Below are 18,684 nucleotides of genomic sequence, written 5' to 3'. Positions count from 1 at the left end.
ACGATTATTCTTGCCGGAGTTTTTATTTTATATGTCTTTTAACTTCCTGTACAAGGTTTAATATGAATTCTACAGGAATATCCTCCTCCGTATCAATAAGAAGGATTTTAAACTTCTTTCTGCCGTCCTGGATCAATTCAGGATAATCAAGCCGGTCACCATGATAAAAACTCAGGTAGTGCTTTTTGTATTTTTTGCTGTAATAGAAATAGCACAGCATTTTCTTTTTGTATTTGATAAACGGAAGCCCGAAACTGAATGTTTCTGTAATATTTTCCGGATCTGAAGCTAAGATCGTATCACGCAAAAATAAAAGAGTACTTCTTTCAGGCTCTTCAATTCTGTAGAAATACTCTTGTATAGGATTCATTGTATTCAGTTATAAGATTAGTCGAAGTTTTGAAGTTCGACAAGTTTGTGATACATTCCTCTTTTTGCAATCAGGTCGTGGTGGGTTCCCTGTTCTACGATATCACCTTTTTCCATCACTACAATCCAGTCTGCTTTCTGAATGGTTGAAAGACGGTGGGCAATCACTAAAGAAGTTCTGTTTTCCATCATCTTCTCCAGTGCATCCTGTACGAATCTTTCTGATTCTGTATCCAAAGCTGAAGTTGCTTCATCAAGAATCATTATTGGTGGGTTCTTCAATACTGCTCTGGCAATAGAAACCCTTTGTTTCTGACCTCCGGAAAGTTTACCTCCATCATCCCCGATATTGGAATCATACCCTTCAGGAAGTCTTGTGATAAATGAGTCTGCATTGGCAATTTTAGCTGCTGCAATCACTTCTTCTCTGGTAGCATCAGGTTTACCCATCAGAATATTATTATATACAGAATCGTTGAATAATACAGATTCCTGGGTTACCATTCCCAGCAGCTGGCGGTATTCCTGTAGTTTTAAATGTTTAATGTCTGTTCCGTCAATCAGAATTTCTCCTTCCGAAACATCATAGAATCTGGCTAAAAGATTGGCAATCGTTGTTTTACCGCTTCCACTTTGCCCAACAAGAGCAACTGTTTTCCCTTTAGGAATAGAAAGTGAGAAGTTTTTAAGAATGGTGTGATCCTTATCGTAGTAAAAACCAATATTATTAAATTCGATGGAATGATTTAATGTTGAGATCGAAACAGGATTGGGTACTTCATCAATTTTTACATCAGCATCAAGAATAGCCAACACTCTTTCCAGAGAAGCTTCTCCCTTCTGAACATTCGAAATAGACTGAGAAAGACTTTTCACTGGAGGCAAAATCTGGAAGAAAATACCAAGGAAAACAAGGAAGTCTGCGGGTGAAATACTCTGCTCCACAATAATCTGTTTTCCCCCATACCAGGCAATAATTAAGAATGTTACTGAACCTAAAAATTCGCTCATCGGAGATGCTAATTCTTTTTTTCTTCCCAGACTTATAGAACTGTTAATCCATCTCTGCATAGACTGCATAAAACGGTTGTCCATTATTTTTTCTGCACTAAAAATTTTAATAACCTTTGTAGATTTCAATGTTTCGTCTACAATTGAGAAGATATTCCCCATTTCATTCTGCGCTTCGTGGGAGTCTTTTTTCAGACTTTTTCCAATTAAAGCAATCATAGTTCCCATTACCGGTAATACCAGAAGTGAGAAAAGAGTCATTTCTGTACTTAAAAAGAAAAGAGTCACCAATGTACTGATCAGCATAAAAGGTGCATTGATTAATTCAACTAAACTTCCTAAAATATTCCCTTCAACTTCACCCACATCATTGGACATACGAGACATCAAATCTCCCTTTCTGCTTTCTGTAAAAAAGGAAACAGGTAAAGCAAGAATCTTTCTGTACATTGCTCCACGAAGGTCTTTAGTAACCCCTACACGGTAATTGATCAATAAAAATGAACCTAAATATCTGAAAAGGTTTCTCAGTAAAAACATAAACGCTGTTACCACGCAAAGCCACGCCAAAACGTTAAGTGCTCCATACTGGGTTACTAAACTCTGAACATAGTAATTGGCATATTCTTTTGCGTAGGAGAAGAAATCTAAAATTTCTCCCGAATACACAGGTGGATGGCTGTATTTTTTAGCCTCAATGGTTCCGAAAAGCATTCCCAAAACAGGTAGAATAGTTCCTAAGGAAGCAATCTGAAATACAGAATACATAAGATTGAAAAACAAACTTCCGTAGATGTATTTTTGGTGAGGTCTTGCGAACTTTAGTATTTTAATATATTGGTTCATTCAATGAAAAAATTGGATAGCAAAATTACGTAAAATTAAAAGATAAGACGTTCTTAATCCTGTTTTACTTTACCGGATAAGTTTCAAAAAGTGTCTTTTTGTTACAACTCAGCACTATTAAGCATTATTTTTTGCCTAAATAAACCTGAACTTGGCTTAAGAACCGGAAATCGTAAGGTGTTGCTGTTTAATAAAAAAAACTGCTGAAAGAGCAGTTTTTTATAATGATTCCACTTAAAATTTCACCTGATCATTGTATTTAGGAGCAAAATTTTTAGGACTCAGTCTATCCAGTGTTTTTCCCAAATTATTGATGATCTGAGTCATATTATCAAAATCGACAACGTTGATGTCATCATTTTCATGGTGATAATGAGACGCTTTGGTCATATCAACAGTAGAAAATGAATGGGCAATGATTTTCTTTTTTACAAAGCTTACATTGTCTGAACGGTAAAACAGCTGCTGTTTTGCATAAGGGTCAGCATTAATTTTTAATCCGTTTACTGCATTTTGATTGAAAAGTTCATCAAGGTCAGAGAATCCATCTCCCGTCATATATAATGCATTTTTTCCCCATTGAGATTCTGTAGCAACCATTTCGAAGTTAAAAAGAGCTGTCATTTTATTATAAATGTGATCCAGATTCTTATCAGTGGAAATCGCTCTTGAACCCAGCATTCCTTTCTCTTCTCCATTAAATGCCATGAACACCATAGAGAATTCCGGTTTTTTGTTTTTAAAATAATCGGCGATACCTACCAGAGTCGTGATTCCGCTGGCATCATCATCTGCTCCGTTATAAATATTATCTCCGCTTTTATCACTGGTTCCGATATGATCAAAATGTCCTGAAAAACCAAGGTACTGATCAGATTTTCCTTTTTTGATTCCGCAGACATTGTATACCGTCTTTCCATTGTAATCAAAAGGTACCAGATAAGATTTTCCGGTACAGTATTCCAGATTATTTTCTTTGAAAAGTGCAGCGATGTAATTGGCTGCATTTTCATTTTCCTGGGTTCCGATTTCACGGCCTTTCATTTCATCTGAAGCGAGAGTGGAAAGAACTGTCTTTACCCTTTCTTTGGAAACCTCCTGAGCAAAAGTGAATATGGAGAATAGTGATAAAGTAAGATACGTTAGCTTTTTCATTGTCTTTTATTAAAGTTATAGGATCTGTCGTATTTTTAACTCAAAAGTTGCAATGAATTTACATAAAATAAATTAAGAGTGTATGACAAATAAAAAACAGCTCCTTAAAAGAAGCTGTTCTCACTCAAAAAATCGTTGTAAGGCTATCGAAGTCTGTCTACAGATTTTACGAGCCTCTCATCTTTACGGATATAAATGTTTGCTATGAACAAACAGATTACCGCAATCAATGGGAAAATCGGCTCAATACCCTTCTCAGGAATTTGAACTCCTCCGGATAAGTTTAGTAACCAGTACGCCAATACACCAATCAACAAAGCGTTTATAATGATGCTGATGGTATTCAGCAAAATTTGTCTTTTTCTGTTTTTGAAACTGAAAATACTTAATGCTCCGATAACAACAAGTACGATACAGCCTATATTAAGTAAAGGAATACTGTCTGAAATGACAACATCCTGTCCTGTTATAAAAAGGAAAGCCGCAGCTAAAACTGCTAATAAGGTCCATATGGTTTGTATTCTCTGTAGCATTGAATATTAAATTCTTGGCAAAAATAATATAAATTTTGCACAATTCAAAAATAAGTGTAGATTTGCATTATACAATGTACTTGAAAACAAAAGTCACCGGACTTACTTTTCTTACTCACAATTAATTACATTTTTACATTAAATATGTTTAACATAGAAACGTTAAGGTCAAAATCCGTAACGGAACTGACTAAAATCTTGAAAGATTTGGGCGTTAAAGTTGCAAGAAACAGCAATGAAAATGACAAGATCTTTGCTATTCTTGACTTTCAGGCTTCTAACCCTAAAGTCGCAAAAGATTATTTCAACGCCACCGAAACCGCCAGTATAAATACTGAAGAGGCTCCAGCAGAAAAACCTGCCAAAGCCCCGGCAAAAAAAGCTGCCCCTAAAAAAACAGCAGCCAGGCCAAAAGCAAATGCAAAAGCTCCGGTAGAACCTAAAACAGAGGAAATAGTAGAAGAAAAGGTAGCTGCTCCTGAAGAAATTAAACCGGAAGAACCCAAAGTGGAAACTGCAGCAGCCACGGTAACAGAAGAAACCGCAGCAGGCGCTCAGGCAAAAAAGAAAAGAAAAAGAGTTTCAACGAATGCCACAAACGCAGAAGTATCTCAGGAAAGAACTGAAACTCCAAAAAACACAGAATCTCAAGAGCCTGCCCAGGCTGAAGAAAAGCCTAACAATCCTCAACAACCACAGGCTAACAGACCTCAAAAAGGACACAACCATCCACAGAACGGTGGAAACCAACATAAAAACCAAAACCAGCAACATCAGCAGCACCAAAACCAAAATCAGAATCAAAACAGACATTCTGAAAAGGCTGAGGAGCAGAATGACCATAAAAAAGAATTTAATTTCGATGGATTGGTAAGCATTGAAGGGGTTTTGGAAATCTTACCGGATAACTACGGATTTTTACGTTCTTCAGATTTCAGCTATATCTCTTCTCCTGATGATGTGTATGTTTCTACCGCTCAGATCAGAAATTTTGGTTTAAAAACCGGAGATACGGTAAAAGGAATTGTAAGACTTCCGAAAGAAGGAGAGAAATACTTTTCATTATTGAGACCTACAGAAGTGAACGGCCGTGATCTTGCATTTATCAAAGACCGTGTTGCTTTTGAATATCTTACCCCGCTTTTCCCTGAAGAGAAATTTAATCTCGCTGGAAGCGGTTCTACAGTGTCCACACGAATTGTAGATTTATTTGCACCTATCGGAAAAGGGCAGAGGGCAATGATCGTTGCACAGCCTAAAACAGGTAAGACGATGCTGCTTAAAGATATTGCTAATTCTATTGCAGCCAACCACCCGGAAGTATATATGATGGTTCTTCTGATCGATGAACGTCCGGAGGAGGTTACTGATATGGAAAGAAGTGTGAATGCAGAAGTAATTGCTTCTACATTTGATGAAGCTGCTGAAAAACACGTAAAAGTAGCTAACCTTGTTCTTGCAAAAGCACAAAGAATGGTAGAATGTGGGCATGATGTAGTTATCTTACTGGATTCTATCACCAGACTGGCAAGAGCATACAACACGGTAACTCCTGCATCAGGAAAAGTACTTTCCGGTGGTGTAGATGCCAATGCACTTCACAAACCGAAAAGATTCTTCGGAGCTGCAAGAAAAATTGAAGGCGGAGGATCTCTTACAATTATTGCAACAGCATTGATTGATACAGGATCTAAGATGGATGAAGTAATCTTTGAAGAATTCAAAGGTACCGGTAACATGGAACTTCAGCTGGACAGAAAAATTGCCAACAGAAGAATTTATCCTGCTATTGATCTTGTCGCATCAAGTACCCGTAGAGATGATCTTCTTCTTGATGAAGTAACTTCGCAGAGAATGTGGATCCTTAGAAAGTATCTTTCTGAGATGAACCCTGTAGAAGCGATGGAATTTGTAGATAAAAACATCAAAGGAACTCTTAATAATGAAGAATTCCTGATGTCTATGAATAAATAATAAGTTAAATTGTTAATAGGCCGGGCTTCTATACTTTGAAATAAGGATGTAATAAATCCTCAAATTTATAGAAGCCTGGTTTTTTATTGATCAGATGTTCGGCAGCAAATAAAGCTCCGTTACCAAAGGCATCTCTTGAAATAGACTCGTGAATAAGCCTTACCGTCTGGAATGGAAAACCGAAAATAACCTCATGTTTTCCTACAATTCCCCCGGCTCGGATCGTATTTATCTTTTCATCTTTCAAATCCAGAACATCTGCTATACGGATAGCTGTTCCTGAAATTCCCTGTTTATCTTTAAAATGCTCTTCCACTATTTCAATATCTACAGAAGGAGCAATCTTTTTTAAGAACTGAGCGGCATAAAGCAGATAATTAATACCCAAAGTAATATTAGGTGACCAGAATACAGTGGCTTTCTGAGCCAGTTTATTCAGGAAACGCACTTCCTTATCTGAATAATGTGAAATGGCGGATATGATTCTTACTTTCTTTTGTGCGGCAGATTCTCCGTAAGTATAAATTCCATCTTGTGATGAAAAGTCGATAATGGCATCTACGGGATGCTCTTCTAGTAATTCTTCCACACTCATTTTTTTCTCTGAATAAAAATGACAGGGATCATCACTTTCCACCCCAAGAAAATCTGCAGCATCTCTGGCAGATGATCTGCTTGATTTTCTGTATATCCATTGCAGAGAATGATCTTTGTTTTGAAGAATAACTGAGGCTACAGCTTTTCCTGCTTTTCCGAATCCAAAAAGTCCAATTTTCATAATAATAAGTATATAAGGTTAAATATTCGGTGATAGAAGTGTTTTTTGTATAAAAATTTACTTCATATTGTGGAATTTACGAAATTGAAAATAAACGATGCTTTGAATAGGATATAAGGCTTGACAATGAAGAGTTTTTTTTGATGAGATTAAAAATGATTACAATTTAATTCATTCTAAATCAATATATCAATGTTAAAGATTTATTAAAGTAATCCAGAATCCTTGATAATCCCTTAAATATTGGCTAATTTTGAATTATAACATTAAAAATAAAGATTATGTCATTTGAATTACCAAAACTAGGATATGCATACGATGCATTAGAGCCAACGATCGATGCAAGAACTATGGAAATCCACCATACAAAACACCACCAGGCATATATTGACAATTTAAATAAAGCAATTGAAGGAACTGAATTAGCAGGAAAAACTATTGGAGAAATCTGCCAGACAGGGACTGATAAACCAGCTGTAAGAAATAACGGAGGAGGTCACTTCAACCACTCTTTATTCTGGGAAATTTTAACACCTGGAGGAAGCAAAGAGCCTGTAGGAAATGTAAAAACTGCTATTGAAAACTACGGAGGTTTTGATAAATTCAAAACTGATTTTTCTGAGGCTGCTAAAACAAGATTCGGTTCAGGATGGGCTTGGTTGGTAAAAAATGCTGACGGTTCTGTATCTGTTTCTTCTACACCCAACCAGGACAACCCGTTAATGCCTGTAGCAGACGTTAAAGGAACTCCTGTTTTAGGATTAGATGTTTGGGAGCACGCTTATTATTTAAACTACCAAAACAGAAGACCAGACTATGTTTCTGCATTCTTCGATGTAGTAAACTGGGATAAAGTAGAAGAATTATTCAATAAATAATTTTCAGCCATTATAAAAATTAAAAGGAGACTGTCTCAAAAGGTAGACCAACACTCTGAGAATTTCTTAAATGACAAAATTTGTCACACAAGAGTCTGAGGGAAAGGTGCTTTTAGACAGTCTTCTTTGTCCTTTAATCTATGAATAGATTGTCTTTTTTAAATTTTTCGTTAATAACCTTTGGGTCTGTTAATTGAACACTATTCCCCATATACATTTTGGCTTTTCCAGCAGGATCAGCGTAAAAATCGTTTCTTTCTTTAATGAAATTTACTTTTGTTGTTTCAATAAAGTTTTTTGGTAAGGTTATATTCAAACTTTGTTTCTTAATACCAACCAAACTAAATGTAAAATAATGGTTTAGATCATACACTTCAACAATCAGTCCTGGGAGACCTTTAAATCGAAATGGTCCATCATGAGATGGTATGTCAGAAGTAAACCAAGCAGTAAACTTTCTGTTGTCGAGCATACAAACTGCTTTCTGACAATTAAATTCACCTATTCTCTTTTTCTCATTTTTTATTGCCCAGTGTATTGTTTCGGCGGGATATCCGTAAAACTTATTGACAATTTTATCAAGTACTTTGATTTTTTTGTCTATACTGTAAAATACCTCATGATTTACCCTTGCTTGAGGCATGGAAGCAAAGTTTATAGTATAATTTCCTTTGTCAAAGTTGCTTTGTACGATTGAATCTCTACGCATTTTTGAGAAGCTTTTATAGATAGATTCTTTACCATCTGAAAGTAGTACCATCGTCTCTTCAAATTTCCGGTCTTTATCTAAGGAATCACGCATGAACGTGTACTTATAATAAAATACGGTACTTGATTTCACTTCTTGTGCTTGAATGAAAGTTGTTATGCTAATAATAAATAGTAGTAATAATTTTTTCATTTTTTACATAATTATAAAACTCAGATAGTTTATTTACTATCTGAGTTATTTTTTTGATTACTGATGACAGTTAATTTGTTCAACGGCTTCTGCATCGCTCATTAAACACTCGGTTCCCCATTCGCTACACCATGTTGTGTATGAATTAAGTCCGCAAGATGTTTGAACAAAAACTTGCATACATCCAAATGCTTTTACTTTGTTTTCCTTTTCCTCTTCTTTGATTTCTGTAACCTTGGAATAAAGATTTGATGCCACTGTGCTTTTAGCATTTACTAATCCAGCAACTCCGAAAGCTGCTAATAAAATAATTTTTTTCATAATGAGTTTTTTTAAATTCATTACTAAAATATAAAATAAAATCAATTTGTCGTGAACTATTTTTTATGTTAAGTCTCTGTTTTTTAGTTATTTTTGTGTCGTTAAATTAAAGGGTTATATTTTTACTACGGAAATTCGAAATACTATTAAGAAAGACTTTCTATTGAGTATTTCAATGGAATTTAAACAGCATTTATATAAAAAAGGTTCAAAATTACTTTGAACCTTTTTATTGAGGATGTTTTAAATTTATCTTATTGCATCGTTTCCGGATAATCCATTCAATCGTAGCTTATACTTCCAGTTTACATAGACAAAAACCTGGTATAATTTATATTCAAACTTGATCCCGTAATTTTCCTTGGGATCATAATCTATCCCCGATTCTATAATATTTCTGTATCTGCCGGAATTATAATAACTGTTCCATTCGTTGACCAAAAAAGTATTTTTTGTCTTGAGATAAGATTCTGAATACTGGCTGATCGGTTTGGCAACAGCATTTAGAAAATAATCAAATTGGGTATCGATAACGGTAAGGTCCCATTCTCCGTCTTCATTTTTAGAAGGCTTCATTTCATGTTGCTCTTTATCTTTCTTCGGCGTTTCCTGAGAAAAGCAGCTGAAAGGTACCAATGCAATCATTACTAATAAAATAATATTTTTCATGACACAGATATTTATATAAAAAAAGCACTCCAATAAGAGTGCCTAAATTTTTTATGGTTCTTTCTGAAGAACTACAAATGCCGGGAAGTGATCACTGTAGCCTCCTGTGAACTGGTCTCCATTCCAGGATCTGAAAGGATATCCTTTATAATTTCCTTCTTTATTAACGAGATAAGCCGGGGCAAAGATTTCTGTTTTATACACAGAATATTCTTTAGTCACCTGATCTGAAATTACATTTTTAGAAACAATAATCTGGTCAAAAAGGTTAGGAGCGTCCTGATAAGCCAGAGAAGCAACTCCTTTCTTATATAAAGGATACATCAGATTAAGATAAGGTGTTTCCTCGCTCAGGTCTTTTGGATTTGCCTGAGCTTTCAGGTGGTTTTTTAAACTTGGGCTTACAGGGTCATCATTAAAGTCACCCATTGCGAAAAGCTTCGTCGTTGGATCTGCAGCTCTTACACTGTCCATTTGTTGTTTTAATAACGCCGCAGCTGCATTTCTTTTAGGTAGAGAAATGGCTTCACCACCTCTTCTTGAAGGCCAGTGGTTCATGAAAAATGCTACTTTCTCATTATCTAAAAATCCTGTTACCACAAGGATATCTCTTGTATATTCTCTTCTTCCGTTGTCACCGTAAATAACCAGTTCTTTTTTTAATGAATTGGTAGGCGTGAATCTTCTTTTCTGATAGATCAGTGCGACGTCGATTCCTCTGTAATCATAAGAATTGTAGTGTATAATTCCGTAATCATATTTCTTTAGGGCAGGTTCGTTCACAAGATCCTGGATAACCTGTCTGTTTTCAACTTCAATCAAGCCTACTACTGCAGGAGCTGTTTTGGTATACTGAGCTCCCATTTCAGAAATTACCTTGGCTTCGTTAGCCAGTTTTGCCTTATAAATTTTACTTCCGTAATTCTTTGGGCTTTTTGGGGTAAATTCTTCAGAACCGCCTTGTTCTCTGACTACTTTTTTACCAATTAAAGCCCCGTCACTCCACGGCCCGTCATATTTTTCAGCTTCAAGAAATTTAATAGAATCCATAGGAATGCTTCTGTGGAATGCCGGATTCTTAATGTCTTTGGTTCCGTCTATATAATCTGCTGAACGAATAGTATCCCAAAGGTTTTCTACATTTAAGAAACCTACTGTTGCTACTTTTCTCAGTTTTCCTTGTTGTTGGGAGAATGCCACGATCGAAATAAACAGGGCAAACAGACTCGAAAATCTCTTCATCTCTTTGGAGTTTTATTATTCTATTAATTACAAATTTACTTTTTTTTAACTCACTGCGTTTTAAATATTTGTAAATTTAAAAGCAGTAATTCGAATCTCTCTTTTATAATGATTCTTAAAAGATTGCAATGTTAAGAAAAAAATACGTTAAAAAAGTTCTGGATTGCAAAATTTGTTTAAATTTGTGCCCCCAACTTTTAAACTGTTGAAAATTAACAATAAAAGTATTAAAAAAATAAATATACTCATGATTAAAAAATTATCATTGATCTCTTTATTTACCTTGCTGCCTGCGTCCTATTATTATGCGCAGACAACAGTGTTTGCGTATCTTAAGGATGCGGAAGGCAAGCCCGTTGAGCAGGCAAGTGTAGATTTAAAAGGAGCAGGGAATGATGCAAAGGCAGACAAAATCGGATATTTCCAATTTACGGATTTGATGCCCGGACATTATCAGATTATGGTTACAAAACCCAATTTTGAAACTAAAATTTTTGAATTTGACGTAACCAGTGATGAGAAAAGAAAAGATCTTGGAGTAATTACCCTTTATTCTGCATTAAATGGTGCAGATCAGGGGTTGGCTATCATAGAAGATTCTGGGGAAAGCGATAGCGGTGGTGCACAGCAGACTGCAACCGTAGGGTTATTACAGTCATCTCAGGATGTTTTCAACAGGATGGCAAGTTTTGATTTAGGTCCCTACTGGTTCCGTCCAAGAGGAATTGACAGCAGAACAGGTGAAAATATGATCAATGGAGTTTCTATGGCGGCTGCAGATAATGGAGATGTAGACTTCAGTACCTGGGGAGGATTGAACGAAATTACCCGTTACCCGGAAATTGCAGCTAATCATGCCCCTTCAGAATATGCTTTCGGAGGAACTACCGGAGTATTTTATAAGAATACAAAAGCCAGCGAGTACAGAAAAGGAAGTCAGTTAACGTACTCTCTGACCAACAGAAATTACAGGAACAGGTTATCTTACAGATTCTCTTCCGGAATGAACAAGAACGGATGGGCATTTACCGGAATGATCGCCAGAAGATGGGCACAGGAAGGGATCCAGGATGGTACTGCTTATGATGCATACAGTGGATATCTTGGTATTGAAAAAAAATTCAGTGATAGTCATAGCATGACTTTAAATGCCATTGGTTCCAAATATGCAAGAAGTTCTTCAAGTCCAAGTACTCAGGAAGTATATGATTTCAGAGGTGTTCATTACAACTCGTATTGGGGATGGCAAAACGGAGATAAAAGAAATGAAAGAGTGAAAAGAGGTTTCCAGCCGATGATTCAATTGCAGGATTTCTGGAAAATTAATAAAAACTCTCAGTTATGGACGTCTGTTTCTTACCAGTTTGGGAAAGAATACAGTTCAAGACTGGACTGGTACAGAGCCAATAACCCGTCTCCAACGTATTACCGTAATCTACCAAGTTATTGGTTAAACTATACAAATCCGTCTCCTGAGCAGGCTGCCAACATCGGAATCACAAGAGACTGGTGGATCAATGATGACCAGTCACACACACAGATCAACTGGGATAATCTTTATAATGCCAACCGAAATGTAGAATACAATGCATTATTGGGCGGAAGAAGAGCAGCTTATTATCTTGTAGATGATGTGAAAGACGATAAAGTATGGAATGTGTCTACCCACTATACTTATAACTTCACCGATACTTCCCGTTTTATTTTAAATTTATCTTATCAGAATTACAGATCTGAACAGTATAGAGAAGTAAATGATCTTTTGGGTGCTGATTTTGCCCTGAATATGGACCCGTTTGCATCCAATACGAATGCTGGAAGTGTTTGGGGAAAATTCAATACAAGAGAAAGCGATACTGATGTTGCCAAAAGAGAGGGTGATAAAATCGGGTACAGCTATATTTTCAGAAGACAGGAATTCAAAATAAACCCCGCTTTCAAATTCTCCACAGGAAAATTTGATGTTTTCATCTCGGGATTATTCGGTTATACGACAAACAGCAGAGAAGGATTGTTCCAACACTATCTGTATGAGTCTTCTTATGGTAAAGGTGCAGATCAGAATTTCTGGAATGCAGGCGTTAAAGGTCAGGTTACCTATAAAATCAATGGAAGAAACTTCCTGGTTTATAACGGAGCTTACTTCTCGCAGTCTCCTTTCCTGAATGATATTTACTTTAATACAAGAGTAAGTGGTGTTACCACTCCTGGTATCGAAAATGTTGTTGTTGATGCCAACGACCTGAGCTATGTAATCTCTACTCCGATTGTTAAACTTAGACTGACCGGTTATCTTGTTAACACCCAAAACGAAACAAGTGTACAACGATATTTCGCACAGGGAGTTAAACTGACAAACCTTACTGAAAGTGGTGATCAGGCTCCGGTTCAGGATGGTGCTTTCATTACGCAGGTACTGGCAGGAGCCAATAAGAGAAATATGGGGATTGAACTGGGAGCACAGGTAAAAGTGACACCTACTTTAACGGCAAGTGGTTTATTAAGCTTAGGACAATACACTTATACTAATAATCCTACCGTTTATTTTGCATCTGATGCTGTTGGAACGTTCAGAGAGCTCGACGGGAACGGAAATATCGTATCAAGGTCTTATACCAATATGGGGGAAGCAACGCTTAAAAATTACAGACAGGGCGGAACTCCTCAGGAGGCATATACTTTAGGTCTTCGTTACAGCAGTCCTCAATACTGGTGGGTAGGAGCAACATGGAACTATTTCGGGCATTCATTCCTTGATCCGTCTCCGGTAACCAGAACCGCAAGATTCTATACCAATCCTAACACACCGGGAGTTCCTTATGATCAGGTAACTGATGAGGAACTTGCAAGAGTTCTTACGCCTACAAAGCTTCCTTCGGCATTCTTCTTCAATGTCAATGCAGGGAAATCGTGGATGATCGGTAAGTATTATGTGCTGGTGTCTGCATCTGTCAATAATATCCTTAATAACAGAAATTATATTACAGGAGGATTTGAACAGACCAGAAACGTTAACTATATTGATTATGCAAATGATTACGACAGCGGAAATATGGTATTCGCTCCAAAGTATTGGTATAATCAGGGTAGATCTTATTTTGTTAATCTTCAATTCAGATTCTAAAAAACTAAAATTAAAAATCGAAAACAATGAAAAATATATATTTTAAAGCGGCGATCTTTAGTGCTATTTCAATGCTGGCATTCTCGTCTTGTGTAAAAACTGATGATTATGAGGTACCGGAAATCAAATGTACCAACAAATTTGCTGCAGCTAATCACCAGTTATCAGAAATTGTAACTATTGCAAAGGCAAAACCAGGTGAAGCCGATATCATTAAGGAAGATTTCATCGTAGAAGCTTATGTCTCTTCAAGTGATGAGTCTTCAAATCTTTACAAAATGATGTTCCTTCAGGATAAACCTGAAAACCCGACACAAGGGATTGAAATTGATATCGATGGGGGAAATCAGTATCTTGATTATCCTATTGGAGCTTTAGTAAGAATCAACCTGAAAGGATTGATCGTTCAGGGAGTTAATGGAAACATTAAAGTAGGTTCTTATGACCCTAACTATCCTATTGGAAGAATCAACCCTAATAAACTATCCAATTACATGGCAAGAGTTTGTGACGGACAAAAGCCTGTAGTAGCTGCAATGAAGCCATTAGAGTTTAACTCTATCTCTGATGCTTTGAAAAACGGTGCTCATATCAATCAGCTTGTAAAAATTAAAAATGTTCAGTTTGAAGAGCCTGAACTGACCAAAAATTTTGCTGACGAATCTGCAACAGGTGATCGTTATATTACGGATAAAAAAGCAGGTAGATTAGATCTTCGTTTCAGCAACTATTCAACGTTTGCGAAATCTCCTATCTCTCCTAAATATGAAAAAAGTGGTGATATCGTTCTTCTTCTGAGCCGTTTTACAAGCTCAAATAACACAACGGTTTTTACAGATCAAGCTTATATAAGAGATCTTAATGATATTAATTTCCCGAATGCCAGATTTACTCCAGGTCAGCCGGAACTTCCATCTGCTAATGCTGTCAATCTTTTCCCGAGCTCTGATTTTGAGAACTGGCCATCTTTCCTGTCAAGTTTAAATAGCTTTGGGCTTATCTCTTATGCCTCTCAGGGTATTGGTTTGGGATATAATGATACAAACTCCCTTCAGATTAAAGGTACACCTGCCAATAATGATTATGTATTTACAGCAAATGCTGCGTCAGGAATACCAGCAGCTCCAAAGAGAATTACAATGTATATTAAAGGGACTGCATCAGGAAAATCACTTTCTTTCAACGTATATAGAGCAACACCATTAGCTCCTAATACCTCTGCTTTCTATACATTCAATTTAGCAACATTTTCTACAGGTGCTACTTTAAGCCCGGAAAGCACGAATTCATATAACGGATCTATCAATACGAACGGACAATGGAGACTGATTGAGCTTACGCTTACAGGTCTTACCGATCTTAATACTACTGCTGGAAAACCAATGTTTGCCCTTAAAACAGGAAAAGACGGTGTGTATGATCTTCAGATTGATAATATCAAAATTGAGTAATACATTAGGATAAAATATATTCTAATACACACTTTATAAAAATCGGGCAGCTTGAAAGCTGCCCGATTTTTATTTATACGAGATTTTACTTGTGTTTATTTAACCGTAATTGTTGGATCCCAGTAAAAGTAACCGTACAGAATCTGTTTGTTACTGTCATTCGGATCTAGAATATAAAGTCCAAACTGTACATAGAAATTCTCTGTTCCTGTAGCTTTTACTTTAGAGTCGATACTCGCAAAAGTAATATCAGCGCTGGCAGCAGGAAGACCGTTTTGAGAGTTCAGATTAGGTACCGCAGCCTGTCTTCTTTCAACAGAATTGTACATAAAGCTGTTAAAAACCTGATCACCGGACCAGTATTTAATATTATAGATGATGACAGCATCATCAGAGTTTTGATAGATTGATGTTCCTCTGAAAGAAACTATATCTCCGGCTCTTGCACTGAAGTTCAGATCAGCTGTGCCCTGTCCGGAAATAGCGTTGGCATTTGAAACGATCATATGCTGGCTGTTATGATCAATTCCTGTAGGATTATTAGGATCCTTACTTGGATTTGGATAAGTAGATCTTACATAATCTGTGTCAATAACGATCAGGACATCAATTTCCTGACTGGATGATTTTAAGTCTGCATCTTCCATGATATTTAGTTTTTGTCTGGTGTTTCTTACTCGTCTGGCTTTTCAGATTCCGCCCCGTTATTTAAGTGAATCCGGCTTCACTTTCCTGGTTGTAATTACAATACAAATGTACATTGCTGAAAATGAAAATAGTAGAGTGGAAATGCTGAAATTTTTGATTAGGTATTTGTACTTAATTAATCTCTTTGTAGTGATTTTTTGTCAGCCCAAAAAAATACCCTGAAAAATTTGACTTTCCAGGGTACCCATTTTATAATGGTTAAATCTAATTTTCGTTTAAAAAGAAACCTCGTTCACTTCTTTTCCTCTCTGAAAATTCATTGTTTTCTGGCTGCCTTTATAGGCAATGTTGACAATGTTGATCTGCTTAGGAAAAGCGCTTAAAAGGATCGTATTTTTAATCTTTAAGGTATTGATATCCGAAACACCTCCGGTTTCAAAATATACCCATACAGTTTCTCCGCTGACCTGACTTCCTGTGAAGGTAATCGTTTTAGGAGAGCCATTGACAAATACATCAAAATTATTGTTCACATATTTTTTTACCTCTGCTTCAAATCCTGCCGTATTAGGGTTGATTTTAATAGCGTCAGAGATATGGCTTGTATTCATTTTTGTGGTAAACTTCAATGTCTTGCTTCCATCAATATAGTCCACTTTGGTCATTGAAGAGAAAAAGTCTACATACATAAAACTCATTAACACAAAAAATGTTAAAATTCCTGATATATATAAAAGTTTTTTCATCTTAATTAATAGATTTACAATCATAGTTGTTCGTTATAAGTCACAAATAATATGCCAATTAAAAATTTACATTCACAGAATACTTGTCATAAAATGCTTTAATATGTGCTACAGCCTCATCAGCAGTATCTACCACACGATAAAGTTCAAGATCATCTTCGGCAATCATTCCTTCTTTTAACAGAGTTGCCTTAAACCAATCCAGTAATCCTCCCCAGAATTCGCTTCCCACTAAAACGATTGGAAATTTTCCAATTTTATTGGTCTGAATCAGTGTCATCGCTTCCGTGAGTTCATCCAGCGTTCCGAATCCTCCAGGCATTACTACGAATCCCTGAGAGTATTTTACAAACATTACTTTTCTCACGAAAAAGTAATCAAAATTCATGGAATAAGATTTATTGATATAAGGGTTGAAATGCTGTTCAAAAGGCAGATCAATATTAAGTCCTATAGATTTTCCTTTGGCATTAAAAGCTCCTTTATTCCCCGCTTCCATGATCCCCGGGCCGCCTCCGGTAATGATTCCGAAACCTAGCTTGGTAATCTTTTCAGCAATATCTACAGCCATTTCATAATATTTGTTCTCCGGCTTTAGTCGGGCAGAACCAAATATAGAAACACACGGACCGATTTTAGCCAGTTTTTCATAGCCGTCTACAAATTCAGCCATGACCTTGAAGACCATCCAGCTGTCTTTGGTGATTGTTTCATCCCAGGTTTTCTGTCTGAAACTGTTGTGCAGTTTTGTTTCGTTAATATCAAGTTCTGGATTTATTAAGCTTTCATCCCTGGTTCCATCAATTTCCATTGCAAAATTTATTTAAAATGTTTTTCGGCCTCTAATACGGATGACGGTCTTCCGACGTCAATAAGAATACTGTCATGTACAAAACCATGTATGTGCTCGGTCTGCATCAGATCCAGATATTCTTCCATAACAGAGAATTTGCCTGTTCTTTTTATTTTTTCAAAGATGACAGGGTTGATACAATGAATTCCGCTGAAAGCAAGGGCTTTAAAACCTTTATTGAATTCAGCCAGTCTTTGTTCTCCGGTTTGCACATTCAGCCAGCCTCTCAAAACCATATCATCATTGAAAAGGAGTTTTCTCGAACTTTCTCTGTCCGAAACCGCTAAAGTAGCAAAATCTTTTATCTTTTTGTGGTATTCTACCAGTGCATTGATATTCAGGTCAGTTAGAATATCAGCGTTCATGATTAAAAAATCTTCTCCGTGATCAAGAAATTTTCTTGCAAATATCAAGCCGCCACCTGTTTCCAGCAGTTCGCTGGTCTCATCAGAGATTTCAATCCTGCACCCGAAATTATTGTTTTTATTCAGGAAATCAACAATTTGTTCTCCGAAATGATGAATGTTGATAACAAAATCCTTTATTCCGAAGCTTTTAAGGTAATTAATATTTCTTTCGAGAAGCGGAACTTCATTCACTTTTGCCAATGCTTTCGGATGGTAATCTGTAAAAGGTTTCAATCTGGTGCCTTTCCCTGCTGCGAAAATTAAAGCTTTCATAATAGTATAAGTAATGAGTGATGAATAATGAGTAGTAGATAATCGTAATAAGAAAATTGCTTATTACTCTTTACTGATTACTAATGTTCAGTTGCGGTTGTTCATCGTGTTGAAGGGTGACCTCAGTACCTTCAGGATATTTTTCTTTGATAAATTCTGCAATTTTTATAGCACAATATACTGATCTGTGCTGTCCGCCTGTACATCCGAAATTAATCTGCAGATGTTCAAAGCCTCTTTCCAAATAATTATCAATATTGATGGAAACGAGAGATTTTACCAGTTCTAAAAACTTTGGCATTTCCGTTTTTGTTTCCAGATATTCCTGAACTCCTATGTCATTTCCGGTCTGGATTTTATATTCTTCAACTCTTCCCGGATTTAAAATTCCACGGCAGTCAAAAGCGAACCCTCCGCCATTGCCTGAATTGTCTTTAGGGATTCCTCCTTTTTTGTATGAAAAACTGTGTATCTCGATGTGTAGCATATTCTTTCTTTTAAATTT

General features: G+C 36.4%; 18 protein-coding genes. 4 read left to right on the top strand and 14 right to left on the bottom strand.

The annotated features are described in order from the left end of the window. Window positions 1-22: 22 nt before the first annotated feature. From FFS26_RS04640 to FFS26_RS04625, 4 genes are all read right to left on the bottom strand, one after another. Window positions 23-370 (bottom strand): DUF1801 domain-containing protein, encoded by a 348-nt coding sequence (locus FFS26_RS04640; RefSeq protein WP_137904420.1) that lies wholly within the window; start codon window positions 368-370, stop codon window positions 23-25. 17 nt (window positions 371-387) lie between these two features. Further along, window positions 388-2,226, bottom strand: coding sequence for an ABC transporter ATP-binding protein (locus FFS26_RS04635; RefSeq protein ID WP_110008387.1), 1,839 nt, complete (start codon window positions 2,224-2,226; stop codon window positions 388-390). A 234-nt stretch (window positions 2,227-2,460) separates the two neighbouring features. Beyond that, on the bottom strand, window positions 2,461-3,381 hold the full coding sequence (locus FFS26_RS04630; protein WP_110008388.1) for a M28 family peptidase: 921 nt from the start codon (window positions 3,379-3,381) through the stop codon (window positions 2,461-2,463). A gap of 143 nt (window positions 3,382-3,524) precedes the next feature. Continuing rightward, entirely contained in the window at window positions 3,525-3,914 is a 390-nt protein-coding gene (locus tag FFS26_RS04625) for a DUF4293 family protein (RefSeq protein ID WP_137904419.1), read from the bottom strand. Window positions 3,915-4,058: 144 nt separating this feature from the next. Here FFS26_RS04625 and rho point away from each other — a divergent pair, with 144 nt between their 5' ends. Next, window positions 4,059-5,888, top strand: a complete 1,830-nt coding sequence (gene rho / locus FFS26_RS04620) for a transcription termination factor Rho (protein ID WP_137904418.1) — start codon at window positions 4,059-4,061, stop codon at window positions 5,886-5,888. Between the two features lie 28 nt (window positions 5,889-5,916). Here the strand turns inward: rho and FFS26_RS04615 are convergent, their stop codons facing one another. Continuing rightward, complete coding sequence (locus FFS26_RS04615) at window positions 5,917-6,666, bottom strand: 4-hydroxy-tetrahydrodipicolinate reductase (RefSeq protein WP_137904417.1); 750 nt, start codon at window positions 6,664-6,666, stop codon at window positions 5,917-5,919. A 281-nt stretch (window positions 6,667-6,947) separates the two neighbouring features. Between FFS26_RS04615 and FFS26_RS04610 the strand changes: the two genes are divergently transcribed. Further along, window positions 6,948-7,544: a superoxide dismutase gene (locus FFS26_RS04610; protein WP_110008392.1), complete on the top strand. Its 597-nt coding sequence runs from the start codon at window positions 6,948-6,950 to the stop codon at window positions 7,542-7,544. A gap of 133 nt (window positions 7,545-7,677) precedes the next feature. Here FFS26_RS04610 and FFS26_RS04605 read toward each other — a convergent pair whose 3' ends face one another. From FFS26_RS04605 to FFS26_RS04590, 4 genes are all read right to left on the bottom strand, one after another. Then, entirely contained in the window at window positions 7,678-8,445 is a 768-nt protein-coding gene (locus FFS26_RS04605; RefSeq protein ID WP_110008393.1) for a GLPGLI family protein, read from the bottom strand. Between the two features lie 57 nt (window positions 8,446-8,502). Next, window positions 8,503-8,766 carry a hypothetical protein gene (locus FFS26_RS04600; RefSeq protein ID WP_137904416.1) on the bottom strand — a complete coding sequence of 88 codons (264 nt, stop codon included), beginning with the start codon at window positions 8,764-8,766 and terminating at the stop codon, window positions 8,503-8,505. Between the two features lie 249 nt (window positions 8,767-9,015). Then, window positions 9,016-9,435, bottom strand: coding sequence for a DUF6146 family protein (locus FFS26_RS04595; protein ID WP_137904415.1), 420 nt, complete (start codon window positions 9,433-9,435; stop codon window positions 9,016-9,018). Between the two features lie 51 nt (window positions 9,436-9,486). Then, window positions 9,487-10,677, bottom strand: coding sequence for an endonuclease (locus FFS26_RS04590; RefSeq protein ID WP_110008396.1), 1,191 nt, complete (start codon window positions 10,675-10,677; stop codon window positions 9,487-9,489). 247 nt (window positions 10,678-10,924) lie between these two features. Between FFS26_RS04590 and FFS26_RS04585 the strand changes: the two genes are divergently transcribed. Both FFS26_RS04585 and FFS26_RS04580 read left to right on the top strand, forming a co-directional pair. Then, window positions 10,925-13,801 carry a carboxypeptidase-like regulatory domain-containing protein gene (locus FFS26_RS04585; protein WP_137904414.1) on the top strand — a complete coding sequence of 959 codons (2,877 nt, stop codon included), beginning with the start codon at window positions 10,925-10,927 and terminating at the stop codon, window positions 13,799-13,801. A gap of 26 nt (window positions 13,802-13,827) precedes the next feature. After that, a complete protein-coding gene (locus tag FFS26_RS04580) occupies window positions 13,828-15,252 on the top strand; it encodes a DUF5689 domain-containing protein (RefSeq protein ID WP_137904413.1) in 1,425 nt (474 codons plus the stop codon). 95 nt (window positions 15,253-15,347) lie between these two features. Here FFS26_RS04580 and FFS26_RS04575 read toward each other — a convergent pair whose 3' ends face one another. From FFS26_RS04575 to FFS26_RS04555, 5 genes are all read right to left on the bottom strand, one after another. After that, on the bottom strand, window positions 15,348-15,899 hold the full coding sequence (locus tag FFS26_RS04575; protein ID WP_137904412.1) for an inclusion body family protein: 552 nt from the start codon (window positions 15,897-15,899) through the stop codon (window positions 15,348-15,350). A 276-nt stretch (window positions 15,900-16,175) separates the two neighbouring features. Then, on the bottom strand, window positions 16,176-16,646 hold the full coding sequence (locus FFS26_RS04570) for a DUF6702 family protein (RefSeq protein WP_227941116.1): 471 nt from the start codon (window positions 16,644-16,646) through the stop codon (window positions 16,176-16,178). Between the two features lie 58 nt (window positions 16,647-16,704). Then, complete coding sequence (locus FFS26_RS04565; protein ID WP_171006241.1) at window positions 16,705-17,457, bottom strand: TIGR00730 family Rossman fold protein; 753 nt, start codon at window positions 17,455-17,457, stop codon at window positions 16,705-16,707. Window positions 17,458-17,465: 8 nt separating this feature from the next. After that, on the bottom strand, window positions 17,466-18,179 hold the full coding sequence (locus FFS26_RS04560) for an NDP-sugar synthase (RefSeq protein ID WP_137904411.1): 714 nt from the start codon (window positions 18,177-18,179) through the stop codon (window positions 17,466-17,468). A 70-nt stretch (window positions 18,180-18,249) separates the two neighbouring features. Continuing rightward, entirely contained in the window at window positions 18,250-18,666 is a 417-nt protein-coding gene (locus FFS26_RS04555) for an RNase adapter RapZ (protein ID WP_110008402.1), read from the bottom strand. Window positions 18,667-18,684 lie beyond the last annotated feature (18 nt).

Source organism: Chryseobacterium sp. 2VB (genome assembly GCF_005503635.1).
Classification (GTDB): domain Bacteria; phylum Bacteroidota; class Bacteroidia; order Flavobacteriales; family Weeksellaceae; genus Chryseobacterium; species Chryseobacterium cupriresistens.
Note: the sequence above shows the minus strand (reverse complement) of the source record. Positions and strands in the feature narration are given on the sequence as shown.

Bases quoted from the DNA above. Each gene is read 5' to 3' on its own strand.
- FFS26_RS04630 (WP_110008388.1), bottom strand. From the start codon at position 3,381: ATGAAAAAGCTAACGTATCTTACTTTATCACTATTCTCCATATTCACT.
- FFS26_RS04625 (WP_137904419.1), bottom strand. From the start codon at position 3,914: ATGCTACAGAGAATACAAACCATATGGACCTTATTAGCAGTTTTAGCT.
- FFS26_RS04585 (WP_137904414.1), top strand. From the start codon at position 10,925: ATGATTAAAAAATTATCATTGATCTCTTTATTTACCTTGCTGCCTGCG.
- FFS26_RS04570 (WP_227941116.1), bottom strand. From the start codon at position 16,646: ATGAAAAAACTTTTATATATATCAGGAATTTTAACATTTTTTGTGTTA.
- rho (WP_137904418.1), top strand. From the start codon at position 4,059: ATGTTTAACATAGAAACGTTAAGGTCAAAATCCGTAACGGAACTGACT.
- FFS26_RS04555 (WP_110008402.1), bottom strand. From the start codon at position 18,666: ATGCTACACATCGAGATACACAGTTTTTCATACAAAAAAGGAGGAATC.
- FFS26_RS04580 (WP_137904413.1), top strand. From the start codon at position 13,828: ATGAAAAATATATATTTTAAAGCGGCGATCTTTAGTGCTATTTCAATG.
- FFS26_RS04610 (WP_110008392.1), top strand. From the start codon at position 6,948: ATGTCATTTGAATTACCAAAACTAGGATATGCATACGATGCATTAGAG.
- FFS26_RS04615 (WP_137904417.1), bottom strand. From the start codon at position 6,666: ATGAAAATTGGACTTTTTGGATTCGGAAAAGCAGGAAAAGCTGTAGCC.
- FFS26_RS04595 (WP_137904415.1), bottom strand. From the start codon at position 9,435: ATGAAAAATATTATTTTATTAGTAATGATTGCATTGGTACCTTTCAGC.
- FFS26_RS04635 (WP_110008387.1), bottom strand. From the start codon at position 2,226: ATGAACCAATATATTAAAATACTAAAGTTCGCAAGACCTCACCAAAAA.
- FFS26_RS04605 (WP_110008393.1), bottom strand. From the start codon at position 8,445: ATGAAAAAATTATTACTACTATTTATTATTAGCATAACAACTTTCATT.
- FFS26_RS04575 (WP_137904412.1), bottom strand. From the start codon at position 15,899: ATGGAAGATGCAGACTTAAAATCATCCAGTCAGGAAATTGATGTCCTG.
- FFS26_RS04560 (WP_137904411.1), bottom strand. From the start codon at position 18,179: ATGAAAGCTTTAATTTTCGCAGCAGGGAAAGGCACCAGATTGAAACCT.
- FFS26_RS04590 (WP_110008396.1), bottom strand. From the start codon at position 10,677: ATGAAGAGATTTTCGAGTCTGTTTGCCCTGTTTATTTCGATCGTGGCA.
- FFS26_RS04565 (WP_171006241.1), bottom strand. From the start codon at position 17,457: ATGGAAATTGATGGAACCAGGGATGAAAGCTTAATAAATCCAGAACTT.
- FFS26_RS04600 (WP_137904416.1), bottom strand. From the start codon at position 8,766: ATGAAAAAAATTATTTTATTAGCAGCTTTCGGAGTTGCTGGATTAGTA.
- FFS26_RS04640 (WP_137904420.1), bottom strand. From the start codon at position 370: ATGAATCCTATACAAGAGTATTTCTACAGAATTGAAGAGCCTGAAAGA.